This is a genomic window from Ideonella margarita (assembly GCF_038066635.1).
In the GTDB taxonomy this organism is placed as follows: Bacteria; Pseudomonadota; Gammaproteobacteria; order Burkholderiales; family Burkholderiaceae_C; genus Ideonella; species Ideonella margarita.
The window spans coordinates 1-19,042 of record NZ_JBBUTI010000012.1; the positions used below are offsets into that span (position 1 = coordinate 1).

At 62.0% G+C, this 19,042-nt stretch carries 24 protein-coding genes and 1 pseudogene; all 25 read left to right on the plus strand.

The annotated features are described in order from the left end of the window. Nucleotides 1-49 precede the first annotated feature (49 nt). The 25 genes and pseudogenes from AACH00_RS16050 (at nucleotide 50) to AACH00_RS16165 (ending at nucleotide 19,039) form a co-directional block, all read left to right on the plus strand. Nucleotides 50-2,368 carry an RHS repeat domain-containing protein gene (locus AACH00_RS16050; protein WP_341400183.1) on the plus strand — a complete coding sequence of 773 codons (2,319 nt, stop codon included), beginning with the start codon at nucleotides 50-52 and terminating at the stop codon, nucleotides 2,366-2,368. A gap of 12 nt (nucleotides 2,369-2,380) precedes the next feature. Further along, complete coding sequence (locus tag AACH00_RS19895) at nucleotides 2,381-2,677, plus strand: immunity protein TriTu family protein (protein WP_423221952.1); 297 nt, start codon at nucleotides 2,381-2,383, stop codon at nucleotides 2,675-2,677. A 610-nt stretch (nucleotides 2,678-3,287) separates the two neighbouring features. Beyond that, the gene (locus AACH00_RS16055; protein WP_341400184.1) at nucleotides 3,288-3,581 is read left to right on the plus strand and encodes a hypothetical protein; all 294 of its coding nucleotides are present in this window, start codon (nucleotides 3,288-3,290) and stop codon (nucleotides 3,579-3,581) included. Between the two features lie 208 nt (nucleotides 3,582-3,789). Beyond that, nucleotides 3,790-4,599: a hypothetical protein gene (locus AACH00_RS16060; protein ID WP_341400185.1), complete on the plus strand. Its 810-nt coding sequence runs from the start codon at nucleotides 3,790-3,792 to the stop codon at nucleotides 4,597-4,599. A 70-nt stretch (nucleotides 4,600-4,669) separates the two neighbouring features. Continuing rightward, complete coding sequence (locus tag AACH00_RS16065; RefSeq protein WP_341400186.1) at nucleotides 4,670-5,029, plus strand: bleomycin resistance protein; 360 nt, start codon at nucleotides 4,670-4,672, stop codon at nucleotides 5,027-5,029. Between the two features lie 217 nt (nucleotides 5,030-5,246). Beyond that, a complete protein-coding gene (locus tag AACH00_RS16070; RefSeq protein ID WP_341400187.1) occupies nucleotides 5,247-5,669 on the plus strand; it encodes a hypothetical protein in 423 nt (140 codons plus the stop codon). A 98-nt stretch (nucleotides 5,670-5,767) separates the two neighbouring features. Next, the gene (locus AACH00_RS16075) at nucleotides 5,768-6,565 is read left to right on the plus strand and encodes a putative signal transducing protein (protein ID WP_341400188.1); all 798 of its coding nucleotides are present in this window, start codon (nucleotides 5,768-5,770) and stop codon (nucleotides 6,563-6,565) included. Nucleotides 6,566-6,612: 47 nt separating this feature from the next. Continuing rightward, nucleotides 6,613-6,987, plus strand: coding sequence for a VOC family protein (locus tag AACH00_RS16080; protein WP_341400189.1), 375 nt, complete (start codon nucleotides 6,613-6,615; stop codon nucleotides 6,985-6,987). A gap of 77 nt (nucleotides 6,988-7,064) precedes the next feature. Beyond that, nucleotides 7,065-7,589: a class IV adenylate cyclase gene (locus tag AACH00_RS16085; protein ID WP_341400190.1), complete on the plus strand. Its 525-nt coding sequence runs from the start codon at nucleotides 7,065-7,067 to the stop codon at nucleotides 7,587-7,589. Nucleotides 7,590-7,633: 44 nt separating this feature from the next. Next, on the plus strand, nucleotides 7,634-8,419 hold the full coding sequence (locus AACH00_RS16090) for a sterol desaturase family protein (protein WP_341400191.1): 786 nt from the start codon (nucleotides 7,634-7,636) through the stop codon (nucleotides 8,417-8,419). 55 nt (nucleotides 8,420-8,474) lie between these two features. Beyond that, nucleotides 8,475-9,068, plus strand: a complete 594-nt coding sequence (locus AACH00_RS16095; protein WP_341400192.1) for a DUF6624 domain-containing protein — start codon at nucleotides 8,475-8,477, stop codon at nucleotides 9,066-9,068. A 44-nt stretch (nucleotides 9,069-9,112) separates the two neighbouring features. Further along, nucleotides 9,113-9,589: a GrpB family protein gene (locus tag AACH00_RS16100; protein ID WP_341400193.1), complete on the plus strand. Its 477-nt coding sequence runs from the start codon at nucleotides 9,113-9,115 to the stop codon at nucleotides 9,587-9,589. Nucleotides 9,590-9,636: 47 nt separating this feature from the next. Continuing rightward, nucleotides 9,637-9,990 (plus strand): annotated as a pseudogene (locus AACH00_RS16105) (YciI family protein); the annotation flags it as partial. A gap of 55 nt (nucleotides 9,991-10,045) precedes the next feature. Then, complete coding sequence (locus AACH00_RS16110) at nucleotides 10,046-10,495, plus strand: zinc-ribbon domain containing protein (protein ID WP_341400194.1); 450 nt, start codon at nucleotides 10,046-10,048, stop codon at nucleotides 10,493-10,495. 1 nt (nucleotide 10,496) lies between these two features. Continuing rightward, nucleotides 10,497-11,036, plus strand: coding sequence for a hypothetical protein (locus AACH00_RS16115; protein WP_341400195.1), 540 nt, complete (start codon nucleotides 10,497-10,499; stop codon nucleotides 11,034-11,036). A gap of 244 nt (nucleotides 11,037-11,280) precedes the next feature. Beyond that, nucleotides 11,281-12,804, plus strand: coding sequence for a DUF4331 domain-containing protein (locus AACH00_RS16120; RefSeq protein WP_341400196.1), 1,524 nt, complete (start codon nucleotides 11,281-11,283; stop codon nucleotides 12,802-12,804). A gap of 11 nt (nucleotides 12,805-12,815) precedes the next feature. Beyond that, complete coding sequence (locus AACH00_RS16125; RefSeq protein WP_341400197.1) at nucleotides 12,816-13,070, plus strand: hypothetical protein; 255 nt, start codon at nucleotides 12,816-12,818, stop codon at nucleotides 13,068-13,070. A gap of 88 nt (nucleotides 13,071-13,158) precedes the next feature. Next, on the plus strand, nucleotides 13,159-14,433 hold the full coding sequence (locus AACH00_RS16130; RefSeq protein ID WP_341400198.1) for a tetratricopeptide repeat protein: 1,275 nt from the start codon (nucleotides 13,159-13,161) through the stop codon (nucleotides 14,431-14,433). Further along, nucleotides 14,430-15,629, plus strand: coding sequence for a HupE/UreJ family protein (locus AACH00_RS16135; RefSeq protein ID WP_341400199.1), 1,200 nt, complete (start codon nucleotides 14,430-14,432; stop codon nucleotides 15,627-15,629). The genes AACH00_RS16130 and AACH00_RS16135 overlap by 4 nt, the downstream gene beginning before the upstream one ends. Before the next feature lie 171 nt (nucleotides 15,630-15,800). Continuing rightward, complete coding sequence (locus tag AACH00_RS16140) at nucleotides 15,801-16,184, plus strand: hypothetical protein (protein ID WP_341400200.1); 384 nt, start codon at nucleotides 15,801-15,803, stop codon at nucleotides 16,182-16,184. Between the two features lie 55 nt (nucleotides 16,185-16,239). Then, entirely contained in the window at nucleotides 16,240-16,722 is a 483-nt protein-coding gene (locus tag AACH00_RS16145) for a hypothetical protein (protein ID WP_341400201.1), read from the plus strand. Between the two features lie 146 nt (nucleotides 16,723-16,868). Further along, nucleotides 16,869-17,471: a DJ-1/PfpI family protein gene (locus AACH00_RS16150; RefSeq protein ID WP_341400202.1), complete on the plus strand. Its 603-nt coding sequence runs from the start codon at nucleotides 16,869-16,871 to the stop codon at nucleotides 17,469-17,471. A 33-nt stretch (nucleotides 17,472-17,504) separates the two neighbouring features. Further along, a complete protein-coding gene (locus AACH00_RS16155; RefSeq protein ID WP_341400203.1) occupies nucleotides 17,505-17,867 on the plus strand; it encodes a GFA family protein in 363 nt (120 codons plus the stop codon). 72 nt (nucleotides 17,868-17,939) lie between these two features. Further along, entirely contained in the window at nucleotides 17,940-18,353 is a 414-nt protein-coding gene (locus tag AACH00_RS16160) for a DUF3291 domain-containing protein (RefSeq protein WP_341400204.1), read from the plus strand. Between the two features lie 56 nt (nucleotides 18,354-18,409). Next, a complete protein-coding gene (locus AACH00_RS16165) occupies nucleotides 18,410-19,039 on the plus strand; it encodes a DUF1294 domain-containing protein (RefSeq protein WP_341400205.1) in 630 nt (209 codons plus the stop codon). Nucleotides 19,040-19,042: the final 3 nt, after the last annotated feature.

A 19,042-nucleotide genomic window follows, 5' to 3' on the forward strand; every position in this document is an offset into this window, starting at 1 on the left:
ATGCTCCTGCACCAAGCGCACAGCGCGCTCGCGGACCTCAGGTGAGAACTTGTTCGACTTGTTCATGGCTCCATCTTCTCAAGAGTTGGAGCCTCCTGAAAACCCGGGGCGCTTCATCAAGACGCGGACGACCAACCCGCGACAGTTCGCAACGACGACCTCCTATCAGGCCTACGACCAGCCGACAACGAACTTGCCTGTCTCCTTGGTCGGGCCAGCTTTCAGCAATTTCATCGCGCGGGATAACTTTGGAAAGCCGCAAGCTGTCACCCGCAGCGGCACCTACTCCGGTGGAAATGTTCAGGCGTCCATCAGTTATGTTTATGACGGCTACAAGCGTCTCTGCAAGACCGTCCACCCGAGCGGCTACGCAGATGTGCAGTTCTACGACGTTGCAGGCAATGTTTCCTGGCGTGCAGTTGGCCAGGCGTTGGGCAACCTGAGCGACTGTCAACAGAACAGCGTTCCGGCCGCGGCCAAGAGCACCTATACCTATGACAGCAGAAATCGCCTGCGCAATACGGTCTATGGCGATGGAGTGACTCCTGGTATTCAACGCACGCTGACAGCCGATGGACTTCTGGAAACGATCAGCAAAGGCAATACCAATTGGCAGTACAGCTACAACGCGCGTCGCCACGTCATCGATGAGACGTTGACGATTGGTGGTCACAGCTACAACCTTCACCACGACTATGACAACCTCGGCTATGAAAGCAGCTTGACCTACCCAGGCGGTCAGCCTGCCAGTGTGGCTCGCAACGTTTTTGGTGAACAACTGCAGACGGCGGGTTTGGCGACCAACGCCACACGCTACCCAGATGGCTCATTGGCCGGATTTGTCTACGGCAACAACATCGCTCGGTCCATTGGACGCAACGTTCGCATGTTGCCGACGGAGGTACAGGACGTTGCGAATGGTGCGGTGTTCTACAAAGACACCAGCGGATACGACGCCAACGGCAACGTGCAAAGCATCAGCGACCTGGTCAGCGGGCGCCAGCGCACCATGGTTTATGACGGGGCTGATCGCCTCACCGAAGTCAGTGCGCCGCAGCAATGGGGTAACGCCACGTACTCCTACGACCCGCTTGATAACCTGCGTACGCTCACACGTAGCGGGCAAGCCGTCGTGCTGGGGTACGGCAGCGATAACCGCATCAACGCGATGAGCGTCAACGGCGCGAACTGGCTCGTGTCCTACAACCCACAGGGGGCCATGACAAAGCGCGGAAGCCTCTCGCTGAATTGGGATCTGGATGATCGCCTAACGTCGGTAAGCGGCTCCGCGGCACAGAGCTACGAGTACGACGGCCATGGCCGGCGGGTGCTCGTACGCCAGGCAGACGGCAGCGTCACACTCAGTGCCTACAGCCAAGCCGGCCAGTTGTTCACCACGCAAAAGATCACCCCTTCCGGCGCGGTCAGCAGCACCACCAATACCTGGTACCTCGACGGCAAGACGGTGGCCGAGACCACCGGCAACGACGTCAGCTACCTCCACACCGACGCCTTGGGCAGCCCAGTGCTGCGCACCAACGGCAGCCGAGTGGCGACTGCCAGCACCCAGTACGACCCCTGGGGCGACACCTGGGCTGGTGATGAGCCGAGCAGCGTGGGCTACACCGGCCATGTCAATGACCCAGCCACTGGGCTGGTGTACATGCAGCAGCGGTATTACGATCCGATTGCGGGTAGATTCCTAAGTGTGGATCCGGTGGCCACCAATCCGAGTTCTGGTAGGAGCTTTGGGCGGTATCACTATGCAAACAACAATCCGTATGTCTATGTTGACCCTGACGGGCTGGATGCCCGTGACGATCAAGTCGCCCGAGATCGCGCACGTTCTAATGAGCGGGTCTGTGCAGGCGGTGCATATTGTCAGAGTTCTTCCTCTCTTCCAGATTACCGTACAGTTGAAGGGCAAGTGGCGGGGATAAATCGAGCTATCGCCAACAATGGACAGCTTGATGGATCCGGCAACACAAATGAATTGGCTGTCTTTGTGCTGGGATTCGCGATCGGCCCTGCTGGCAACGGTTCGCAACTTATAACAGTTGGCCGTTGGATGAGCGCAGTGGAACATGAATTGATGTTGAAGACTGGGCGGGTCGTTGAGAGCTTTTCCGGTTCGACCCATGTGGCTTTGCCGGCCGATGTCGGCGCATTTGTAAAGCAGACAGCATCGGGCAATCGATATGTAACGTTCTCAGTCCCCATATCATCGCTTCGAATGACTAATGAAGGGTGGGCAAGAATTATTGGCCCAAGCTCAATAGAGGCGAGACTTGCGGCCAGAAAAGGGCTAGCGATTCCAGAGATGCCTACTGCGTCTGATATCACGTGGATCGCTTCCAAAATTAAATAGGATCGGCTTACTATGCTGAGTGATTTTCTGATTTGGGCGAGAGTAAGGGTGGTTGAAATTCAGAGGGCTGGATTTGATGCTGCCCTTACGATTGGCGTGGCCACTTCCAATTCGTCTGCGAGAATCGATGTCGAAGACGAGCGGTGTTTGGGTAGAATTACCGTATGGGATGCTGGCAGTTTTAATATGGAGATAATTGATGGGGAGAGTGGAAGTGCGATTTTTAGTCGCCACGCCGATTTTTCAACCCCATGCAATTTCGATCAATTGTTTGTTGATTTTTTCTCTGAGTTCGGAATTGCCCTTTAGAGAAAGTCTGCAAAACCCCCTCCCAACCCTGTTGGCGCGGCTTGATGGGATTGGGGGTGATCGCGGGCAGAACGCAGATGAACTTCGGCCCTAGTCCGCTGTCCGAGAAGACATGTAGTGCGGGCGTCCTTGACGAGATGACCGAGGGCCTGCGGTGGGGCGAGTTGGCGACTTTGTTGATCCAACCGCATGCGCGCTGCGCACCGCAGGCATTTAGCGCGCGGCCACCGTTTGCTATCGCGACGATGCTGCGGTGCCACAGCTTGCCACCCTAGCGGAACTCGAATGATCGGGCGATGGAAGAGGCGCTCGATGAGAGAGCGATGTACCGACGCTATGCCAAGCTTTAATGCACACCGCGCGAGCCTGGCGAGTCCACCACCAGACGCTTTAGGCGCTTGCCGGGGCTATGCCCACATTCCTCAGCTGACGAGGGGCATCTGGAGACGTCGCCGAACAACATTGGAGTACTCAGCTCCGTTAGACCGGAAATGACGTCTCGTTTAACACGCAGCTCGCGGGCGAGAGCGCTCGGAATTCACTGTCGAGCGTCATCAGAAATTTGCGGCAAGCAGATTGGAATACGCAGCGAGATGGAATCAGCAAATTGGTGGTGCACTCCAAGTGCAATTGCGGCTGTGCCAGCGTTGGCTTCCTGCCCGAGTCTGAAAAGGCCCCGGCAGAAACTACCCGCCTGGCCGACGGGCTCGGACTCACCGCCAACAACCAAGTGGTTGGTGCGCTGCTGCTCGGCACTGATCAGACTCTGGTGGAGCTTGAGGTCTATTGGCACGAAGCTGAGCCAGCGCTGCTCCCCTTGGCCGAAACGATCGTCCCGTGGGAGCAGGGGGCTGAACTTCGTGAGTTGGCCGAGCGAGTGATCAACATCGATGCGCAACGCTGAAGCCCGACATGCATCGCCTGACTGGGCGGCCAAGGGGAGGCCGACAAGGGGCAAGGCTGCGCCATTGTCTTGACGCTTCTTGGTGCCGCTTCCCTTTGGCTTCAGGCTTCGCAGCAACGCCGTCTGAGGTCGGCGCACAACGATCAGCAACCGCCTCATCCCTTCAACTTCCCAACCTGTCTGACCTCATCAGGGTTCCAGGAGCTACATGTCTGTTGTTCAAGCCATCACACCGAAGGTTCTGCAGGACCGCCTTGCATCGATAGCCCGCGAACTCTCTGCCAACGTCGACGCTCTCGCTCTTCTGGCGCTTGGTTCTGTCGGCACAGAGACTGATCGCCTGGACAACTGGTCGGATCTTGATTTCTTCGTGTTGGTCAAAGACGGCGCCAAGCAACGCTTCATCGGGAATCTTGACTGGCTCGCGGCAGCCCAACCACTGGCTTGGCACTTTCAGAACACCGTCGATGGCCATAAGGCTTTGATGACAGACGGCGTGTTCTGCGAATTTGCGGTTTTCGAGGTTCACGAAATCAGACGAATTCCTTACGCGCCTGGAAGATTCGTCTGGCGCCGAAGTGAGGTCGATGAAGGCCTTGCCAGTCCCACGCTTCCCGTGCCTGCCAGGCCAGACCCTGCGTGGCTGGTCGGCGAGGCGCTGTCGAATCTGATCATCGGGCTGCAGCGGTATGCAAGAGGAGAGAAGCTCGCAGCGATGCGAATGATTCAGGTCTACTCGTTGGATCGTGTTCTCGAGTTCCTGGAGATCCACCAGCCCGCATTCGATGAGCCGCTTGGCGCACGCGATTTCTTCAACGTTGATAGGCGAGTTGAGCGACGCAGCCCTCAGGCAATGCGTGCTTTGCCGCAGTGGGCTGGTGGCTACGAGCACACTGTCAGTGCTGCGTTGGCGCTACTGGCGGCACTCGATGAACACAATGTCGTGCCTGCAGGTGTCAGTGAGCGCATACGGCAGCTGGCCGCGATGGCCCGTCGCGATGCTGAAGGCGAGGCCTGACTCTTCGTTCAATTGAGCCTCCGCTGGCTCGCAACGCAGCTCAAACCCCAAGAGGCAAGGAAATCAAGCAATGCCACAAACAGTCATTCCCCAGCTGCGCATCACCAGCGCAGCGCTGAGCCTGAGCTTCTACGTCGATCGTCTCGGCTTCAAGGTCGACTGGGAGCATCGGTTCGAACCTGGCTTCCCTCTCTTCGTCCAGCTCACTCGGCAAGGTCAAACGATCTTTCTCACCGAGCACACTGGCGATTGCCAGGTTGGTGGTGCCGTGTACTTCGTCGTTCCAGACGCTGCGCATTGTTTGGCTGAATTCGAGCAACAAGGGGTTGTTCCCACGAACCCATTGGCCAGCACGCCGTGGGGAACGCGTGAGTTCTTGCTGACAGATCCGGATGGGAACCGTTTGCGCTTTGCCTCCGAACTTCAGTGAAACTCTTGGTTGGCGATTGGTAGTTGGCAATTGGCAATTGGCAATTGGCAGATGCGCCCTGTTTTTCCAAGCTGTCATTCAACAGGGCTGCGCCGGGCAGAGCCATCGAAACGCAAACCCCTCACCAATCTTCAGGTCCGGCCTCAGGGGCTTTGATCCTCCCTGATGGCGCGCAGCCCTCTGCAGCCGCCAGATCGATCGACATCCAAGGCCTCGCATGTCTGAACCGCAAAAACTCACCGGCTCCATCTGGTTCGCAACTGGGGTGGCGCTGTTGGTCTCTCTGGGGGCGCAGACGCTCATCGAAGCGTTGCTGCCCATTGCCGCCCTTGATTGGCTTTACGAGAAGCCGCCGATCGAGCATGTGGTGCTTGTTGCCGGCGAAACCTCGTTCTGGCTGGTGGACACCCTGATTCGTGCGCTGGCCTTCGCGCTGGGCGCCGTCGTCGGCTGCCTTCTCGCCGGCACTCACTCCTGGAGATTGCTTGCAAGCCTGATGGCCATGTCCGTCATCGCCACGGTGTTCGTTGAGTTTCCGAGGCCAGCTGCGCCTTGGCAGCTGGGTGTCTGGGCCTTGGCCGCACCCGTGGGCGTGTTGCTTGTGGCTGTGATTTTCCGGATGCGACGTGCTGCGTGCTGACCACTCGCTGGTGTTGACCGGAGCTGACAGGAGGCGCCCAGATCAGCTGTTCACTCGCCCGAATCTGATCGGGCCGCTTCCCCTGTAACCTTGCTCCCATGAAGACCCTTTACGAAGCCGCGAACGCCGTTGAAGCGCACATGCTTCTCGATCTCTTGAAGCAAGAGGGGATCGACGTGCTCATTCACGGTGAGGCTCTCCAAGGCGCGATCGGCGAGATGCCCGCGGCCGGCCTCGTTCGCCTCGTCGTGGACGAAGAGCGCTACACGGCGGCCAGGGCGGTCATCGACCGCTGGGAAAAGACACAACCAGACCTGGCGCCAACGCCAGTGCCGGGAGCCAAGTCTCGCTCACGCGGGTTCTGGGGCTTCGTGCTGGGGGTGATGGTTGGCATGGGTGCAACGTATGCGGCCTACAAGACACCCGCGACGACCGACGGCGTTGACTACAACCGCGACGGCCAGCTGGATGAAACCTGGACTTATTCGGCGAACGGCACGCCGCTGAAGCTCGAGATCGATCGCAACCTGGACCGCAAGGTGGACTACATCGCGCACTACGGCGCCCGAGGTCTCATCGAATCGGCCGAATCGGATGACGACTTCGATGGCATGTTCGAGAGCCGGCAACGCTTCCGTGACGGCAACATCGAGATGAGCGAAACCGACAGCGATGGCGATCGCTTCCCCGACGTGCGGTGGCTCCATGCGGACGGTGTGCTGGAAACCGTCGAGTACATCAACCCGGCATCTGGCCTCGCCCTGCGCGTGGAACACTACAAGCTCGGCAAGCTGCAGTTCGCGGATGTGGACACTGATGCAGATGGCAAACTGGACATGAGGACCAGGTACTCCAGCCTGGCCGATGTGGTCTCCAGAGAGCCGCTGCCGAAGTAGCCCGGCGTAGCGCGTGCAGTGTCGCCCTCAACCCAACTTCATGCCGCATGTTTGATCACGTCAAATTCGGAGTCAGCGACTACGCTGCAAGCAAAGCCTTCTTCCTGAAGGCGCTTGAGCCGCTCGGCGTTGTTGCGGGCGCGGAAGGCGATCCTGCCTACGGCATCGAGCTTTGCGGTGCCAACAACGCGTCGTTGTGCCTGTTCCAGACCGTGGACAAGCCCACCCCGCTGCACATCGCGTTCGTCGCCGCTACGCGGGAGCAGGTGAACGCGTTCTACCGCGCCGCGTTGGAGGCGGGCGGCACAAGCCATGGCGAGCCGGGTCTGCGTCCTCGGTACCACGCGAACTACTACGCGGCGTTCGTCATCGGCCCGGACGGGCACAACCTTGAAGCGGTTTGTCATGCGCCTGTGGTCTGAGGCTGAGCGTGGCGGTATCAGCCGTCAAGCCGCTTGAGACGCCAACAGGCATCGTCCCCAAGCACTGCATTTCACACATGCCGAAGAACATCGAAATCAAGGCTGCCTTGCCGAACCGAGCATCGATTGAGGAGAGGGTGGCTGCGTTGGCCAATGAAGGCCCGATCGAAATTGTGCAGGACGACACCTTTTTTGCTTGCACCAGTGGTCGCCTCAAGCTTCGACAGCTCAGCGAATCCGATGGCAAGCTCATTCACTACGCCCGCGAAAATTCGATCGGACCGAAGGTGTCTGAGTTCATGGTCTCAAGCACCGCCGAGCCCGGCGTTCTCAAAGAGGTGCTTGCGCGCTCACTTGGCGCCGCTGGCCGAGTCCGCAAAGTTCGCACCCTGTACGTCGTGGGTCGTACGCGGGTACATCTGGATCAGGTGGCGGACCTTGGCGACTATCTGGAACTCGAAGTTGTTCTGCGTGACGATGAAGACGAGCAGCAGGGCCAGCTTGAAGCGCAGGACTTGATGTCGAAGCTCGGCGTCTCCGAACACCAGCTGACGGGCTCGTCCTATCTCGAACTATTGGCGGCAAAAGCGGGTTCTGCTTAAGCGCCTGTTCAAGCCGATTTCAACCTCCACGTCAGGCCTCGCAATTGCAGCTCCCCGTTCCCGCACCCGTTCTCGAACAAGCGCTTCCCATCGCGCTGATCGGTCTGTTCAGCGTTGCGTTCCTGATCCTGGAGCGCGTCCGGCCTGGCCGGGAACTCCCGCACGTGCAAGGGTGGCACCTCCGCGCGGTCTGCATGAACATCATGCAGGTCACGCTCATCGGCGTGGGTGGTCTTGTCTGGAATCGCTTCTTCAGGGAGCACGCGATCTGGCCGATTGGCCACTGGTCAAGCGCAGTCCTGGAGGGCTTCTTCTACTGGTTCGCAGGTACTTTCGTCTTCTACTGGTGGCATCGGCTGAGGCATGCCAACGGGTTCTGGCTGATCTTCCATCAGGTTCATCACAGCCCCAGCCGCATAGAAGTGCTCACGTCGTTCTACAAGCACCCGATCGAGATTGCGGCTGATTCCATCATCGCGGGCTTCTTCATTTACTGCGTCTTCGGTGGCTCGGCGCTGGCCGGGGCATGGACATCATTTTTTGGTGCTGTCGGCGAATACTTCTACCACTCCAACATCCGCACGCCGCAGTGGGTGGGGTGGTTCATCCAGAGGCCCGAACACCACTCCGTGCATCACGAACTGGGTGTACACAACTACAACTTTGCAGACCTCACGATCTGGGACCGGCTGTTCGGCACGTTCAAGGAGGCGCCTGAGTTTGCGAAGCGATGTGGATTTCCCGGCAGATCAGAGGATCGTCTTGCTGACATGCTGGCGTTCAAGGACGTCTACGACGAACCGGAACTGCCCGTAAAAATTCAAGATTGAGGCCGTCACGCAGATCACCTCTTCTGCCGTGAGTCGCCTTCAACCATGACCACCGATGCTTGAACACCTCCGTGATTCGCTGCTCGCCTTGCAGCAGAAAGATCTCTCCGTCCGGGATGAACTGGAGGCTGACGGTTCGCTTTTTGATGGCTACCACCCGCGCATGGCAGCGGTGCACCGCGAGAACGCGCGCGAGCTTCGCAAGGTGATGGACGAGTTCGGTTGGCCGCATGAAGGCCTGGTTGGGAAAGAGGGCGCCGAGGCCGCTTGGCTCGTCCTGCAGCACTCGATTGGAGAGCCGGATTGCATGCGGCGCGGCCGTGACCTGCTGGCGGTCGAAGTGGCTGCCGGGCGTGTGCCCGAGTGGCAGTTCGCTTACCTCGATGACAGGATCCGTGTGTTCGAAGGTCGGCCGCAGCGGTTCGGCACCCAGATGGAGATCACGCCCGACGGGCCGGTGGTCTGTGAGGTGGAAGAGCCAGCGCAGCTTGAACAACGCAGGCAGCAAGCCGGTTTGAGCCCGCTGACGCAGCGTTTGAAGGACATGCGAAGTGCACCCCGCCCCTCACCGGCGGAGTACCAAGCACGCAAGTCTGCAGAAGCAGCCTGGCGCATCGAGGTTGGGTGGATTCCCGTGAGCGACTGCTGATCTGTTTGGTATCCAATTCGTCCGTTTGCGATGGGTCATTTTTCATGCAACTGCTCAACCCGATCGACTACCAGCCGACAGCCGTTCAAGTGGTCGAAGACCTCGCTCATGAGTTTGTGCACCTTCTCCCTGGCTGCCGCATCGAGCACGTAGGTTCATCAGCCATTCCGGGCGTTGTGTCCAAGGGCGACATCGATGTTTGTGTCCTCGTTCCGGCCCAGCAACACCAGCCTACCGTGGCTGCGCTTGAGCGGGTCGGCTATGTGGCAAAGCGCGATACCTTGCGCACGCCGGAGCTCTGCATGATGCTGAGCCCGCGCGGGGATGTCGACCTTGCACTTCAAGTTGTCGCCGAAGGCTCCAGGTTCGAATTCTTCATGCGTTTCCGGGATGCCTTGCGTGCCAGTCCAGCGCTGGTCAAGGCCTACAACGAGGTGAAACAGAGCGCTGCATGCCTGAGCGCCGAAGAGTATCGAGCGGCAAAATCAGCCTTCATCGCGTCTGTGCTGCATACCGCCTGACCAGTTGTCTGGCTTCGCCCGGCGCGCATTCAACAAGGAGAGTGACGATGCGCGTGATGGTGTTGGTCAAGGCGACCGTGGACAGTGAGCAGGGCATCTTGCCCTCCACTGAACGCATGGACGAGATGGGGCGGTTCAACCAGGCATTGAAGGATGCGGGCATCCTGCGCTTTGGTGACGGGCTCAAACCATCATCACATGGCCAGCGCATCGCCTTTGATGGCCCTGCTCGCACCGTCATCCATGGCCCGTTTGCCGCCACCAGTGAGCTGGTCGCCGGCTTCTGGCTGTGGGAGGTCAAGGACATGGACGAGGCCGTGGCCTGGGCCAAGCGCTGCCCGAACCCCATGCCCGGGCCCAGTGAGCTGGAAATCCGGCCGCTGTACGAGGCGTCTGACTTTTCATGACGCCGATTCGCAGGCCGTTATCGCCCGGTCGGTTTCACCGTGAGGTGGCATGAAGAGCGGAAAGCAGCGTCGAACGGAGATCCAGGTGCAGCGCGCGGAGCAGCGAGATGACGCTGCGGACGCGGCAGCCAAGCTTCGCCTGGACGAGCGTGCCAGGAATGCCAAGCTGGCCAACGGTGAAAAGGCTCGCGAGCTGGCATTGGTGAGCAAACGGTTGCATGTGAACCCGGCGAATCTGGGGCCGAATGTGAGTTGGGGCTGGCCCGAGTTTGTTCACCGCGGGTATTACGTGGACCAGCCGTTTTCCTGCAGGGCGTGTGGCAAGGAGCAGGTCTGGAGCGCGACGCAACAAAGGTGGTGGTTCGAGTCAGCGAAGGGCGATGTGTGGACGGTCGCCGTCCATTGCCGTACGTGCCGTATCAAAGAGCGTGAGCGCAAGAACCTCGCCCGCCGGACGCATCTTGAGGGTGTGGCCAGGAAGCGAAGCGATGGGGCCTGACGTGTCGTCCAGTTCAACAGGCTTGGGTGGTGCGAGCGTCCAGATGCGCGGCCATGTTGAAATGGGACTCCTGAGCTTCGCGCTGCTGTCGCTGGCGCCCGATGCCTTGGCGCACCCGCTATGCAGGTCTCCGGAACAAGTCGTTTTTGCCTGCCAGAACAAGCAAGGCAAACACATCGCCGTCTGCGACGGTGATTCGGGCGTGAGGTATCGATTTGGCGTGCCCGGCAAGGTTGAACTCGACGTGCGCCACCCCGGCGCTTCACATCCCCGTGCGTTTCGTCACTACCACTACGCTCGCGCTGGGGTCGCCCGAACGAGCCTCACCATCGAGACCGAGGGCGCCTTGTATGAGGTCTTTTCCGAGTACGAGCGCCCGAAGCCCCCGTTGGCGGGGGTGCGGGTGACGCTCAAGCACAGCGACCTTCAGATGACTCAGTTCTGCGCCGGCAAGGTGGATGCGCACTTGCAATTGCTGGACGGTAAGGTGGCCTGTTCAGACCGAGCGCTGAATGCCTGCATGGAGCCCGCCAACAGGTAAGGGCTGAACCTGCGCCACCACCATCACCGTTGAATTGCCTCGGCTGCCAACCCACGGCACCACTTCAACCAGGCCCACGCGGCCTCGGCGGCCCACGCATCGCCATCAAGTCAGATCGCTGCATCCAGTTTCGATGGTGCTGCGTAGATCCAGGGAGGAGGCACTGTTCCCCGCCGTCCTCAACCACCCGGCACCTGTGCCGGGCTTCGGTCCAGCCGGACCACAGACCCTGGAGACTTTGATCATGAACAGACACATTGCCCGCTCAGCCCTGGCCCTGGCCGCCGCTGCCGCCGTCGTGACCCCCGCGCTGTCATCAAGCCACCGCGAGGCGCCTTTCATCACCAGCGCCCCCAAGGTCGATGCGACTGACTTCTACATGTTCCGCAGCTATGAGACGGGCCGCGAGGACTACGTGACCCTGCTGGCCAACTACGTGCCGCTGCAAGACGCCTACGGTGGTCCGAACTACTTCTCGATGGACCAGGACGCGCTCTACGAGATCCACGTCGACAACAACGGTGACGCGGTCGAAGACCTGACGTTCCAGTTCCGCTTCACCAACAAGCTGGCCGATGTGCAGTTGCCGGTCGGTGACAAGATGGTTTCGATTCCGCTGATCCAGGCGGGCCAGGTCACGGCGCCCAAGTCGCCCAACCTGAACCTGTCCGAGAGCTTCAACGTGACCATGGTGCGTGGTGATCGCCGCGCCGGAACGGCCGCCAAGCTGACCGCCATGGGTGGCACCGCCACCGAGTTCGCCAAGCCCGTCGACAACATCGGCGTGAAGACCATTCCTGACTACGCCGGCTACGCCAAGCAGCACATCCAGAACGTCACCATTCCGGGCTGCAACATGCCGGGCAAGGTGTTCGTGGGCCAGCGTCAGGATCCGTTTGCCGTCAACCTCGGCACCATCTTCGACCTGGTCAATGCACCGGTGGGCGTGATCACCGATCCGTCGCTGATTGGCGCACTGCCCAACACCATCGCCGACAAGAACGTCACCACCCTGGCACTGGAAGTGCACAAGAGCTGCCTGACCGCCGGCAGCGAAACCGTCATCGGTGGCTGGACCACCGCCAGCATGCGCCAGGCGCGTCTGCTGGATCCGTCGCCGAAGTCCGGCCACACGACCACGCCGAAGAACGGTGGCGCGTGGACGCAGGTTTCGCGCCTCGGCATGCCGCTGGTGAACGAGGTCGTCATCGGCTTGAAGGACAAGGACAAGTTCAATGGCTCCAAGCCGAAGAGCGATGCCCAGTTCGCCACCTACGTGACCAACCCGTCGCTGCCCAAGCTGCTGGAAATTGCACTGGCGCTGCCCAACACCGCGCCGACCAACTACCCCCGCATGGACCTGGTCACGACCTTCCTCACCGGCATCAAGGGTCTGAACCAGCCGGCTGGTGTGGTGGGCTCTGAAATGCTGCGTCTGAACACCGCGATTGCGCCGGTCTCGTTCGAGCAGCAGAACCGCCTGGGCGTGGTGGGCAACATCCTGGCCGGTGGTCAGGACAATGCCGGCTTCCCCAACGGCCGTCGCCCCAAGGATGACGTGGTCGACATCTCGCTCGTGGCGGTGATGGGTGGCCTGTGCGTGGCCAACGGCGACACGGACGCCCTGGGCTTCGGCGCCGCCTGCAAGCCGTCGGCTGTGCCACTGGGTGCCACGGCCTTCAAGCTGCATGACGCGGTGGACCAGGCGGTTGTGCCCCTGCTGCCGGGCTTCCCGTACCTCAACACCCCGCTGCCGGGCACCAAGTGAGGAATGACGCCATGAACCGCAACCTGACTCGTCTGCTGCTGGTGGCCAGCACCGCCATCCTGGCCGCCTGCGGTGGCAGCAATGACCACCCGGCGCCAGCAGCTGTCGACAACACCGTCGTGCCCGACACCGCCCTGGCCAGCACCGATGCCTACGCCAGCTTTGTCGGCAGTCTCCCGGTGGAGGACACGATCGAGCCGCGCTCGCTCGACAAGGTGAGCATGGCCCCGACCAGCGAAACCGCTGAGCCGACGCCGCTGCAGTAAGCGGCCCTGGGGGGGGCTGTCGGCGATGTGCCCATGTCGCCGCCGGCCCCTCTTTCCATTCGATTTCCCACACACCTGTGGAGCCCAGATGGCACACGGATCGCGTACCCGTAGACACGTTGTGAGCAGCGGCGTGGCCGCCGTGCTGCTGGGTTGTTCCGTGGCCACTTACGCCGCACTGGCCAAGCCCTACACACCCGCCGATGACGGCCAGGTGGTGGAGCGCTTGCCCGCACCGGTGATCGCCGGTGAAAGCCGCCAGGCCGAGCGCCGGCAACGCGCCGCGCTGCGGGCCGCACCCAGTGACCCAGCGCTGGCCCTGCAGGCCGCCTACCAGGCACTGGAGCGCATGCGCCTGTCGGGCGATGCCCGCGAGCTGGGCCAGGCCCGGCAGGTGCTGGCGCCTTGGTGGCGTGCGGCCCAGCTGCCGCCGGCCGTGCGGCTGGCGCGCGCCATCGTGCTGCAGGCCGGCCATGATTTCGAGGCGTCGCTTGCTGACCTCGACGCACTGAGCACCCCACAAGCCGCCGTGCCCCTGGCCCTGAGCGCCCAGGCCACACTCAGCCGGGCCTCGGTGCTGCAGGTGCAGGGGCGTTGGGCCGAGGCGCGCCGTGTTTGCGACACCTTGAATGGCCCGGCCTTCGCGTCGCTGGCCAGTCGCATCGCCCCCCAGGTGGCCATTTGCCTGACCGAGCTCGACAGCCTGCAGGGCCAGGCCCCGGCTGCGCAGCGTCGCTTTGAACAGATGGCCCGGGAGGCTGGCCCTTCGGCCACCTGGCTGAGCCTGGTGCGGGCCGAGCTGGCGCATCGCCAGCATGACCCTCGCGCCGGCGAGCTCTACAGGCAAGCGCTGGCTGGCCGCAGTGATGTCTACACGCTGGCGGCTTATGCCGACTGGTTGCTGGAGCAAAAGCGGCCCGAGCAGGTGGTTCAGCTGCTGGCCGATACACGGCAAGCGGATGCGCTGCGTCTGCGCCGCAGCATGGCCCTGCAGCGCATGAAGGACCCGCGGGCAGCGGCCGAGATCGCCGCGCTTGCAGACACCATGGACACCAACCTCGCACGAGGCGATCTGAGCCATGCGCGCGAAATGGCCCTGTTCACCCTGCACCTGCGGCCAGACCCGGCTGCGGCCCTGAGCTGGGCCCAACGCAACTGGGCCGTGCAACGCGAGCCCATCGACGCCTGGCTGCTGCTGCAAGCCGCCGAGGCGGCCGGGCAGACCGCGGCAGCGCAGCCGGTGGTGGACTTTGCCCAAGCCCAGGGCTGGCAGGACCCGCGCATCGAGGCTGCACGCCAGGCTCGACCGCCGACGAAGCTGTCTGCCTCGGCGCAACCTGTTCGCGGAGGGGCACAGCCATGAGCGCCGCCCAACACCTGGCGGTACGGCTGGCCTTGCTGGCTGGCCTGATGACCGCAGCCGCGTTGCCGGTGCAGGCCCACCAGGCCAGCACGGCCTACCTCGACATGAATTGGCAGGGCACGGAAGTCAACCAGCGCGTGGACGTGGCTCTGCGAGACCTCGACCGTGACCTGGTGCTGGACCGCAACGACGACGGCCAGCTCAGCTGGGGCGAGGTGCGCCAGGCCTGGCCGGAGATCGAAGCCCTGCTGACCCGCCATGTGCACTGGCAAGCCACAGGTGCCCGGTGTGAGCCCGTGGCAGCACCGCAGCCCCAGCTGGCAGCGCACGGTGATGGCCAGTATGTGGTGGTGCAGACCCGCTGGCGCTGTGACGCGCCGGTGCAGGCCATCCAGCTGCATTACGACCTCTTTAAGCAGACCGACCCCGACCACCGCGCCCTGTTGCAGGTCAACGGCACTGATGCGAGCAATCAGGCGCGGGCCATCACGCCAAGCGCGGAGGCGATCGAACTGGTCTCGGCGGCTGCAGGTTCAGGTGCCGCTGCATCGACCGGCGGCCTCTCATGGCCGGCGCTGGTCGACATGGTGGAGCAGGGCGTGCACCACATCCTCATCGGCACCGATCACATCCTGTTCCTGCTCGCCTTGCTGTTGCCGGCGGTGCTGAGCTGGCGCGCTGCAACGAGCCGTGTTGACGCCGGCAGCCCGCCAGATCGCCTGCGAACGGTGGCGGTGCGGGTGTTCAAGATCGTCAGCGCCTTCACGGTGGCTCATTCGGTGACCCTGGCGCTGGCCACGTTCAACATCGTCAGTCCACCCACCCGCCTGGTGGAGAGCGTCATTGCGCTGAGCATCATCGTTGCGGCCGTGTCCAACCTCTTCCGGCGCGGGCACGTGCCCGGCGTGGCCATGGCCTTCTGCTTCGGGTTGATGCACGGCTTCGGCTTTGCCAATGCGCTGGGCGAGCTGGCACTGCAGCAGGGCCAGCTCGCGGCCAACCTGCTGGCCTTCAATGTCGGTGTCGAGTCGGGTCAGCTGCTGATCGTGCTGGGGGTGATGCCGCTGCTGTGGCTGGTCCGGCGCCATGCCACCGCCAGCCGTTGGGTGCTGCAGGGCGGCTCGGTGGTCATCGCGGTGATGGGCGGCGTGTGGCTGGCCGAGCGCACCCTGGAAATCCAGATCCTGCCGGTGTGATACGAGCCATGCGCATGGAGCGCTGATCGATGACACCGGCGCACCGCGCTGGACGTCATCGGCGAGGTTGTTGAATCCAGATCGGGCCGCACTGCGTATCAACCGCTGAGAGTGATCCCACGTTCTCTTCGGTCGTCACCGCCCGAACCACCCCCGACCACGGCGTTGAACATGAACAAGTCGTCATTGATCGGTCCATGGCTTTCAATGGACCCGCTCGCCCCGCAGGACCACAAGCAAAAAGCCATCTGGAAGGAAGTTGGCGTTTACGAGCATGAGTTCGTGAAGCGATTTCAGGTGCTGTCGGCCCATCACATGGCCTTTCACCAGGGGTTGACGCTGGGCTGCCGAGCGGTGCCCGACATCTTCATTCGTGATCCCGAGAGCCCCTCAGGCAGCCAGCTCGGCGATCTGGCCAGTGGCGCGACCGAGGTGTATCAGCGCTTGAACCCGCTGCTGGCCATGAGCCATCAATTGTCGGCGGACATGCTGGAATGCATTTTGGCGGCCCGGATGCTTGCGATCCGCGCCAGGAATCTGAAGCGAATTTCCTGATGCCGGCTCTGGTGGGGCCAGGTATTCAATCTCATGGTTTCTTGAAGAAATTTCCGTGCACGATACGCTCGACATCACCGATCTGAAAAAAGACATTGAGCTCATGAACAATGTCGAACGGGTGTACGCGGATTGGCTGTGCGGCCGGTGGGCGCCGCAAACCGGGCGGTTCTTCATCGCGGGGGCGTCGGCGATGTTCTGCTCCTGGGTAATGGCCCTCGCACATCATCTGGTCAATGAATCCTTCAGTTGGTCATTGACGTTTTCCATATCGATCCTGTTTGCCATCTTCAATGGCTTGCTGGCCATCGAATTGAACAGCGGGCCGGTCACCCATCTCGACAAGATTGAGTATTTGCTGCGAAATTATCAGCCGGCCACCAAGAAACAAAGATCGGCCCATTGGCGCAGTGGGGAGAATGGTCGCTTTGATATTCATATTCTTGGCGCCTGGATCATTGCTGAAAAGCGGCGGATGAATGAGATGTTGGCCCTGCGCCTGGCTGAAAATGTCCCGACCAGGAGCGGCCGGTTCTGAGTTTCTTCAGCTGGCCTCCGGCCGCGCGGCCCGGGCGACCCGGGTGGCACCCGCATCTGCGCCGCGGCGTTTCACGCCAGACCTCAAGGGCGTGGTGCTCTCACGTACATTGAGCGTCAGACGCCAACTGCCGGGCCCGCGCTCACATGCACATCGCCATCCTCACCTTCCAGGGCTTCAACGAGCTCGATTCCCTCATCGCCCTGGGCGTGCTGAACCGGGTCAAGAAGCCAGGCTGGCGCGTCACGCTGTGTTGCCCGGAAGCGGAGGTGACCTCGATGAACGGGGTCACCATCAAGGCGCAGTCAGCGCTTGAAGACGCGGCGACAGCCGATGCCGTGATCGTTGGCAGCGGCATCAAGACGCGGGAGGTGGTTGAGACGCCGGCGCTGCTGTCGCGCGTCCGCCTGAACCCCGCCAGGCAACTCATCGCGGCGCAGTGCTCCGGCACCTTGATCCTGGCCAAGCTCGGCCTGGTCGAGGGTGTGCCGGCCTGCACCGACCTGACCACCAAGCCCTGGGTGCAGGAAGCCGGGGTGGAGGTGTTGAATCAGCCGTTTTTTGCCAAGGGCAACGTGGCCACGGCTGGTGGCTGCCTGGCCTCGCCCTACCTCGCGGCCTGGATCATCGCGCGCACCGAAGGGGTGACGGCCGCCTCTGATGCGCTGCACTACATGGCACCGGTGGGCGAGAAGGAAGCCTACGTCGCGAACGCCATGAAGCACATCGCGCCCTACCTGCCGGCTTGATGCCCGGCCACCCGCATTTCCAAGGTCACAGCCATGAGTGAACGGCCCCTGCAAACCTACCGCGGTCGCTGCCATTGCGGCGCTGTCCGGTTCGAGATCGAAACCAGTTTTCCGGAGCTCACCATGTGTGACTGCTCCATCTGCCGCATGAAGAATGCGCTGATGGTCAAGGTGCACGAAAGCAGCTTCAAGCTGCTGGCGGGCGCCGATGCGCTCACCGAGTACCAATTCCACTCCCACACCGCCAGACACTTCTTCTGCAAGGTCTGCGGCATCTACCCTTTCCACCGCAAGCGCGTCACGCCAGACAACTTCGGCATCAACGTGCACTGCCTCGAAGGCTTCAGCCCGGATGGCATTCCCGTGCGCCAGGCGGTGGGCGCCGCCATGACGTGAGCCCTTGCGGGTCATGCCCGGCATCACTGGTCAACGTTCAAGTCAAACATGTCGCCAACAACAGGCTGAACCATGCACTTCGTATCGATCACCCGGCTGAGACTTCGCTCGTGGCGCTTCCTGCCCGCCTTCATGGTTCAAGCGGTGCGAACCAACATGCAGGCGCAGCGGGCGGAAGGGAATTTGTCGGTGGCCGTGCTGCCTGATGCGAAGCACACCTACTGGACCCGCACGGTGTGGGTGGATGAAGCCGCGATGCGCAGGTACATCGTGGCTGGCGCCCACGGCAAGGCCATGCGCAGCCTGATGCACTGGTGCGACGAGGCTTCGGTGGTGCACTGGGAGCAGGCCGATGCACAGCCGCCTTCGTGGCAGGAAGCCTACGACCGCATGGTGTCGGCCGGCCGCAAGTCCAAGGTCCACCATCCCTCCGAGGCGCATCTCAGGTTCGAGATTGCCCGGCCCGCCAAGCTCGACACACGCTGACGTCGAGCGCACGTTTTTTGCCGGTTCGCCGGCCCTATCTGCATCCCTGAATCACCATGCGCTTTGAAGGCATCCTCACGTCATGGAACGATGATCGCGGCTTTGGCCGCATCGAATCCAGCCAGGGCGGTGAGCCCATCTTTGTGCATGTGTCTGCGTGGCCTCGGGGCGGCCCGCGGCCGGTGCTGCATCAGGCCGTGAGTTTTGAGGTTGAGGTGGGACCCAAAGGCAAACGGGCACGCAAGGTCCAGCTGACCCAGGCGCGACGCATGCCAGGGCCACGGCGGCAGGCGCGCGCGGGTGCCAGGGGCAGTGCTGCGCCGTGGGGCACGGCTACCTTGGCGGTGATTCCGGCCTTCCTTCTGCTGTATCTCGCGCTGGCCTTCTTCTGGAAACTGCCGCGCGAGGTAGCGGGCGTTTATCTGGGCTTGAGTGTGGTGGCGTTCCTGGCCTATGCGTTTGACAAGTCGGCCGCCGCCAGGGGCCGCTGGCGCATCTCGGAGCACAAGCTGCATATGCTGGCGCTGGCAGGGGGCTGGCCGGGGGCCTTGCTGGCCCAGCAGTTCCTGCGGCACAAGTCTGCGAAACAATCGTTCCGGCAGGTCTTCTGGGGCACGGTGTTCCTGAATATCGTGGGCCTGGTGCTGCTGGCGCGCCACATGGCGCATTTGCCGACCATGCTTTGAGCC

Bases quoted from the DNA above. Each gene is read 5' to 3' on its own strand.
- AACH00_RS19895 (WP_423221952.1), top strand. From the start codon at position 2,381: ATGCTGAGTGATTTTCTGATTTGGGCGAGAGTAAGGGTGGTTGAAATT.
- AACH00_RS16060 (WP_341400185.1), top strand. From the start codon at position 3,790: ATGTCTGTTGTTCAAGCCATCACACCGAAGGTTCTGCAGGACCGCCTT.
- AACH00_RS16065 (WP_341400186.1), top strand. From the start codon at position 4,670: ATGCCACAAACAGTCATTCCCCAGCTGCGCATCACCAGCGCAGCGCTG.
- AACH00_RS16070 (WP_341400187.1), top strand. From the start codon at position 5,247: ATGTCTGAACCGCAAAAACTCACCGGCTCCATCTGGTTCGCAACTGGG.
- AACH00_RS16075 (WP_341400188.1), top strand. From the start codon at position 5,768: ATGAAGACCCTTTACGAAGCCGCGAACGCCGTTGAAGCGCACATGCTT.
- AACH00_RS16080 (WP_341400189.1), top strand. From the start codon at position 6,613: ATGTTTGATCACGTCAAATTCGGAGTCAGCGACTACGCTGCAAGCAAA.
- AACH00_RS16085 (WP_341400190.1), top strand. From the start codon at position 7,065: ATGCCGAAGAACATCGAAATCAAGGCTGCCTTGCCGAACCGAGCATCG.
- AACH00_RS16095 (WP_341400192.1), top strand. From the start codon at position 8,475: ATGCTTGAACACCTCCGTGATTCGCTGCTCGCCTTGCAGCAGAAAGAT.
- AACH00_RS16100 (WP_341400193.1), top strand. From the start codon at position 9,113: ATGCAACTGCTCAACCCGATCGACTACCAGCCGACAGCCGTTCAAGTG.
- AACH00_RS16110 (WP_341400194.1), top strand. From the start codon at position 10,046: ATGAAGAGCGGAAAGCAGCGTCGAACGGAGATCCAGGTGCAGCGCGCG.
- AACH00_RS16120 (WP_341400196.1), top strand. From the start codon at position 11,281: ATGAACAGACACATTGCCCGCTCAGCCCTGGCCCTGGCCGCCGCTGCC.
- AACH00_RS16125 (WP_341400197.1), top strand. From the start codon at position 12,816: ATGAACCGCAACCTGACTCGTCTGCTGCTGGTGGCCAGCACCGCCATC.
- AACH00_RS16130 (WP_341400198.1), top strand. From the start codon at position 13,159: ATGGCACACGGATCGCGTACCCGTAGACACGTTGTGAGCAGCGGCGTG.
- AACH00_RS16135 (WP_341400199.1), top strand. From the start codon at position 14,430: ATGAGCGCCGCCCAACACCTGGCGGTACGGCTGGCCTTGCTGGCTGGC.
- AACH00_RS16140 (WP_341400200.1), top strand. From the start codon at position 15,801: ATGAACAAGTCGTCATTGATCGGTCCATGGCTTTCAATGGACCCGCTC.
- AACH00_RS16150 (WP_341400202.1), top strand. From the start codon at position 16,869: ATGCACATCGCCATCCTCACCTTCCAGGGCTTCAACGAGCTCGATTCC.
- AACH00_RS16155 (WP_341400203.1), top strand. From the start codon at position 17,505: ATGAGTGAACGGCCCCTGCAAACCTACCGCGGTCGCTGCCATTGCGGC.
- AACH00_RS16160 (WP_341400204.1), top strand. From the start codon at position 17,940: ATGCACTTCGTATCGATCACCCGGCTGAGACTTCGCTCGTGGCGCTTC.
- AACH00_RS16165 (WP_341400205.1), top strand. From the start codon at position 18,410: ATGCGCTTTGAAGGCATCCTCACGTCATGGAACGATGATCGCGGCTTT.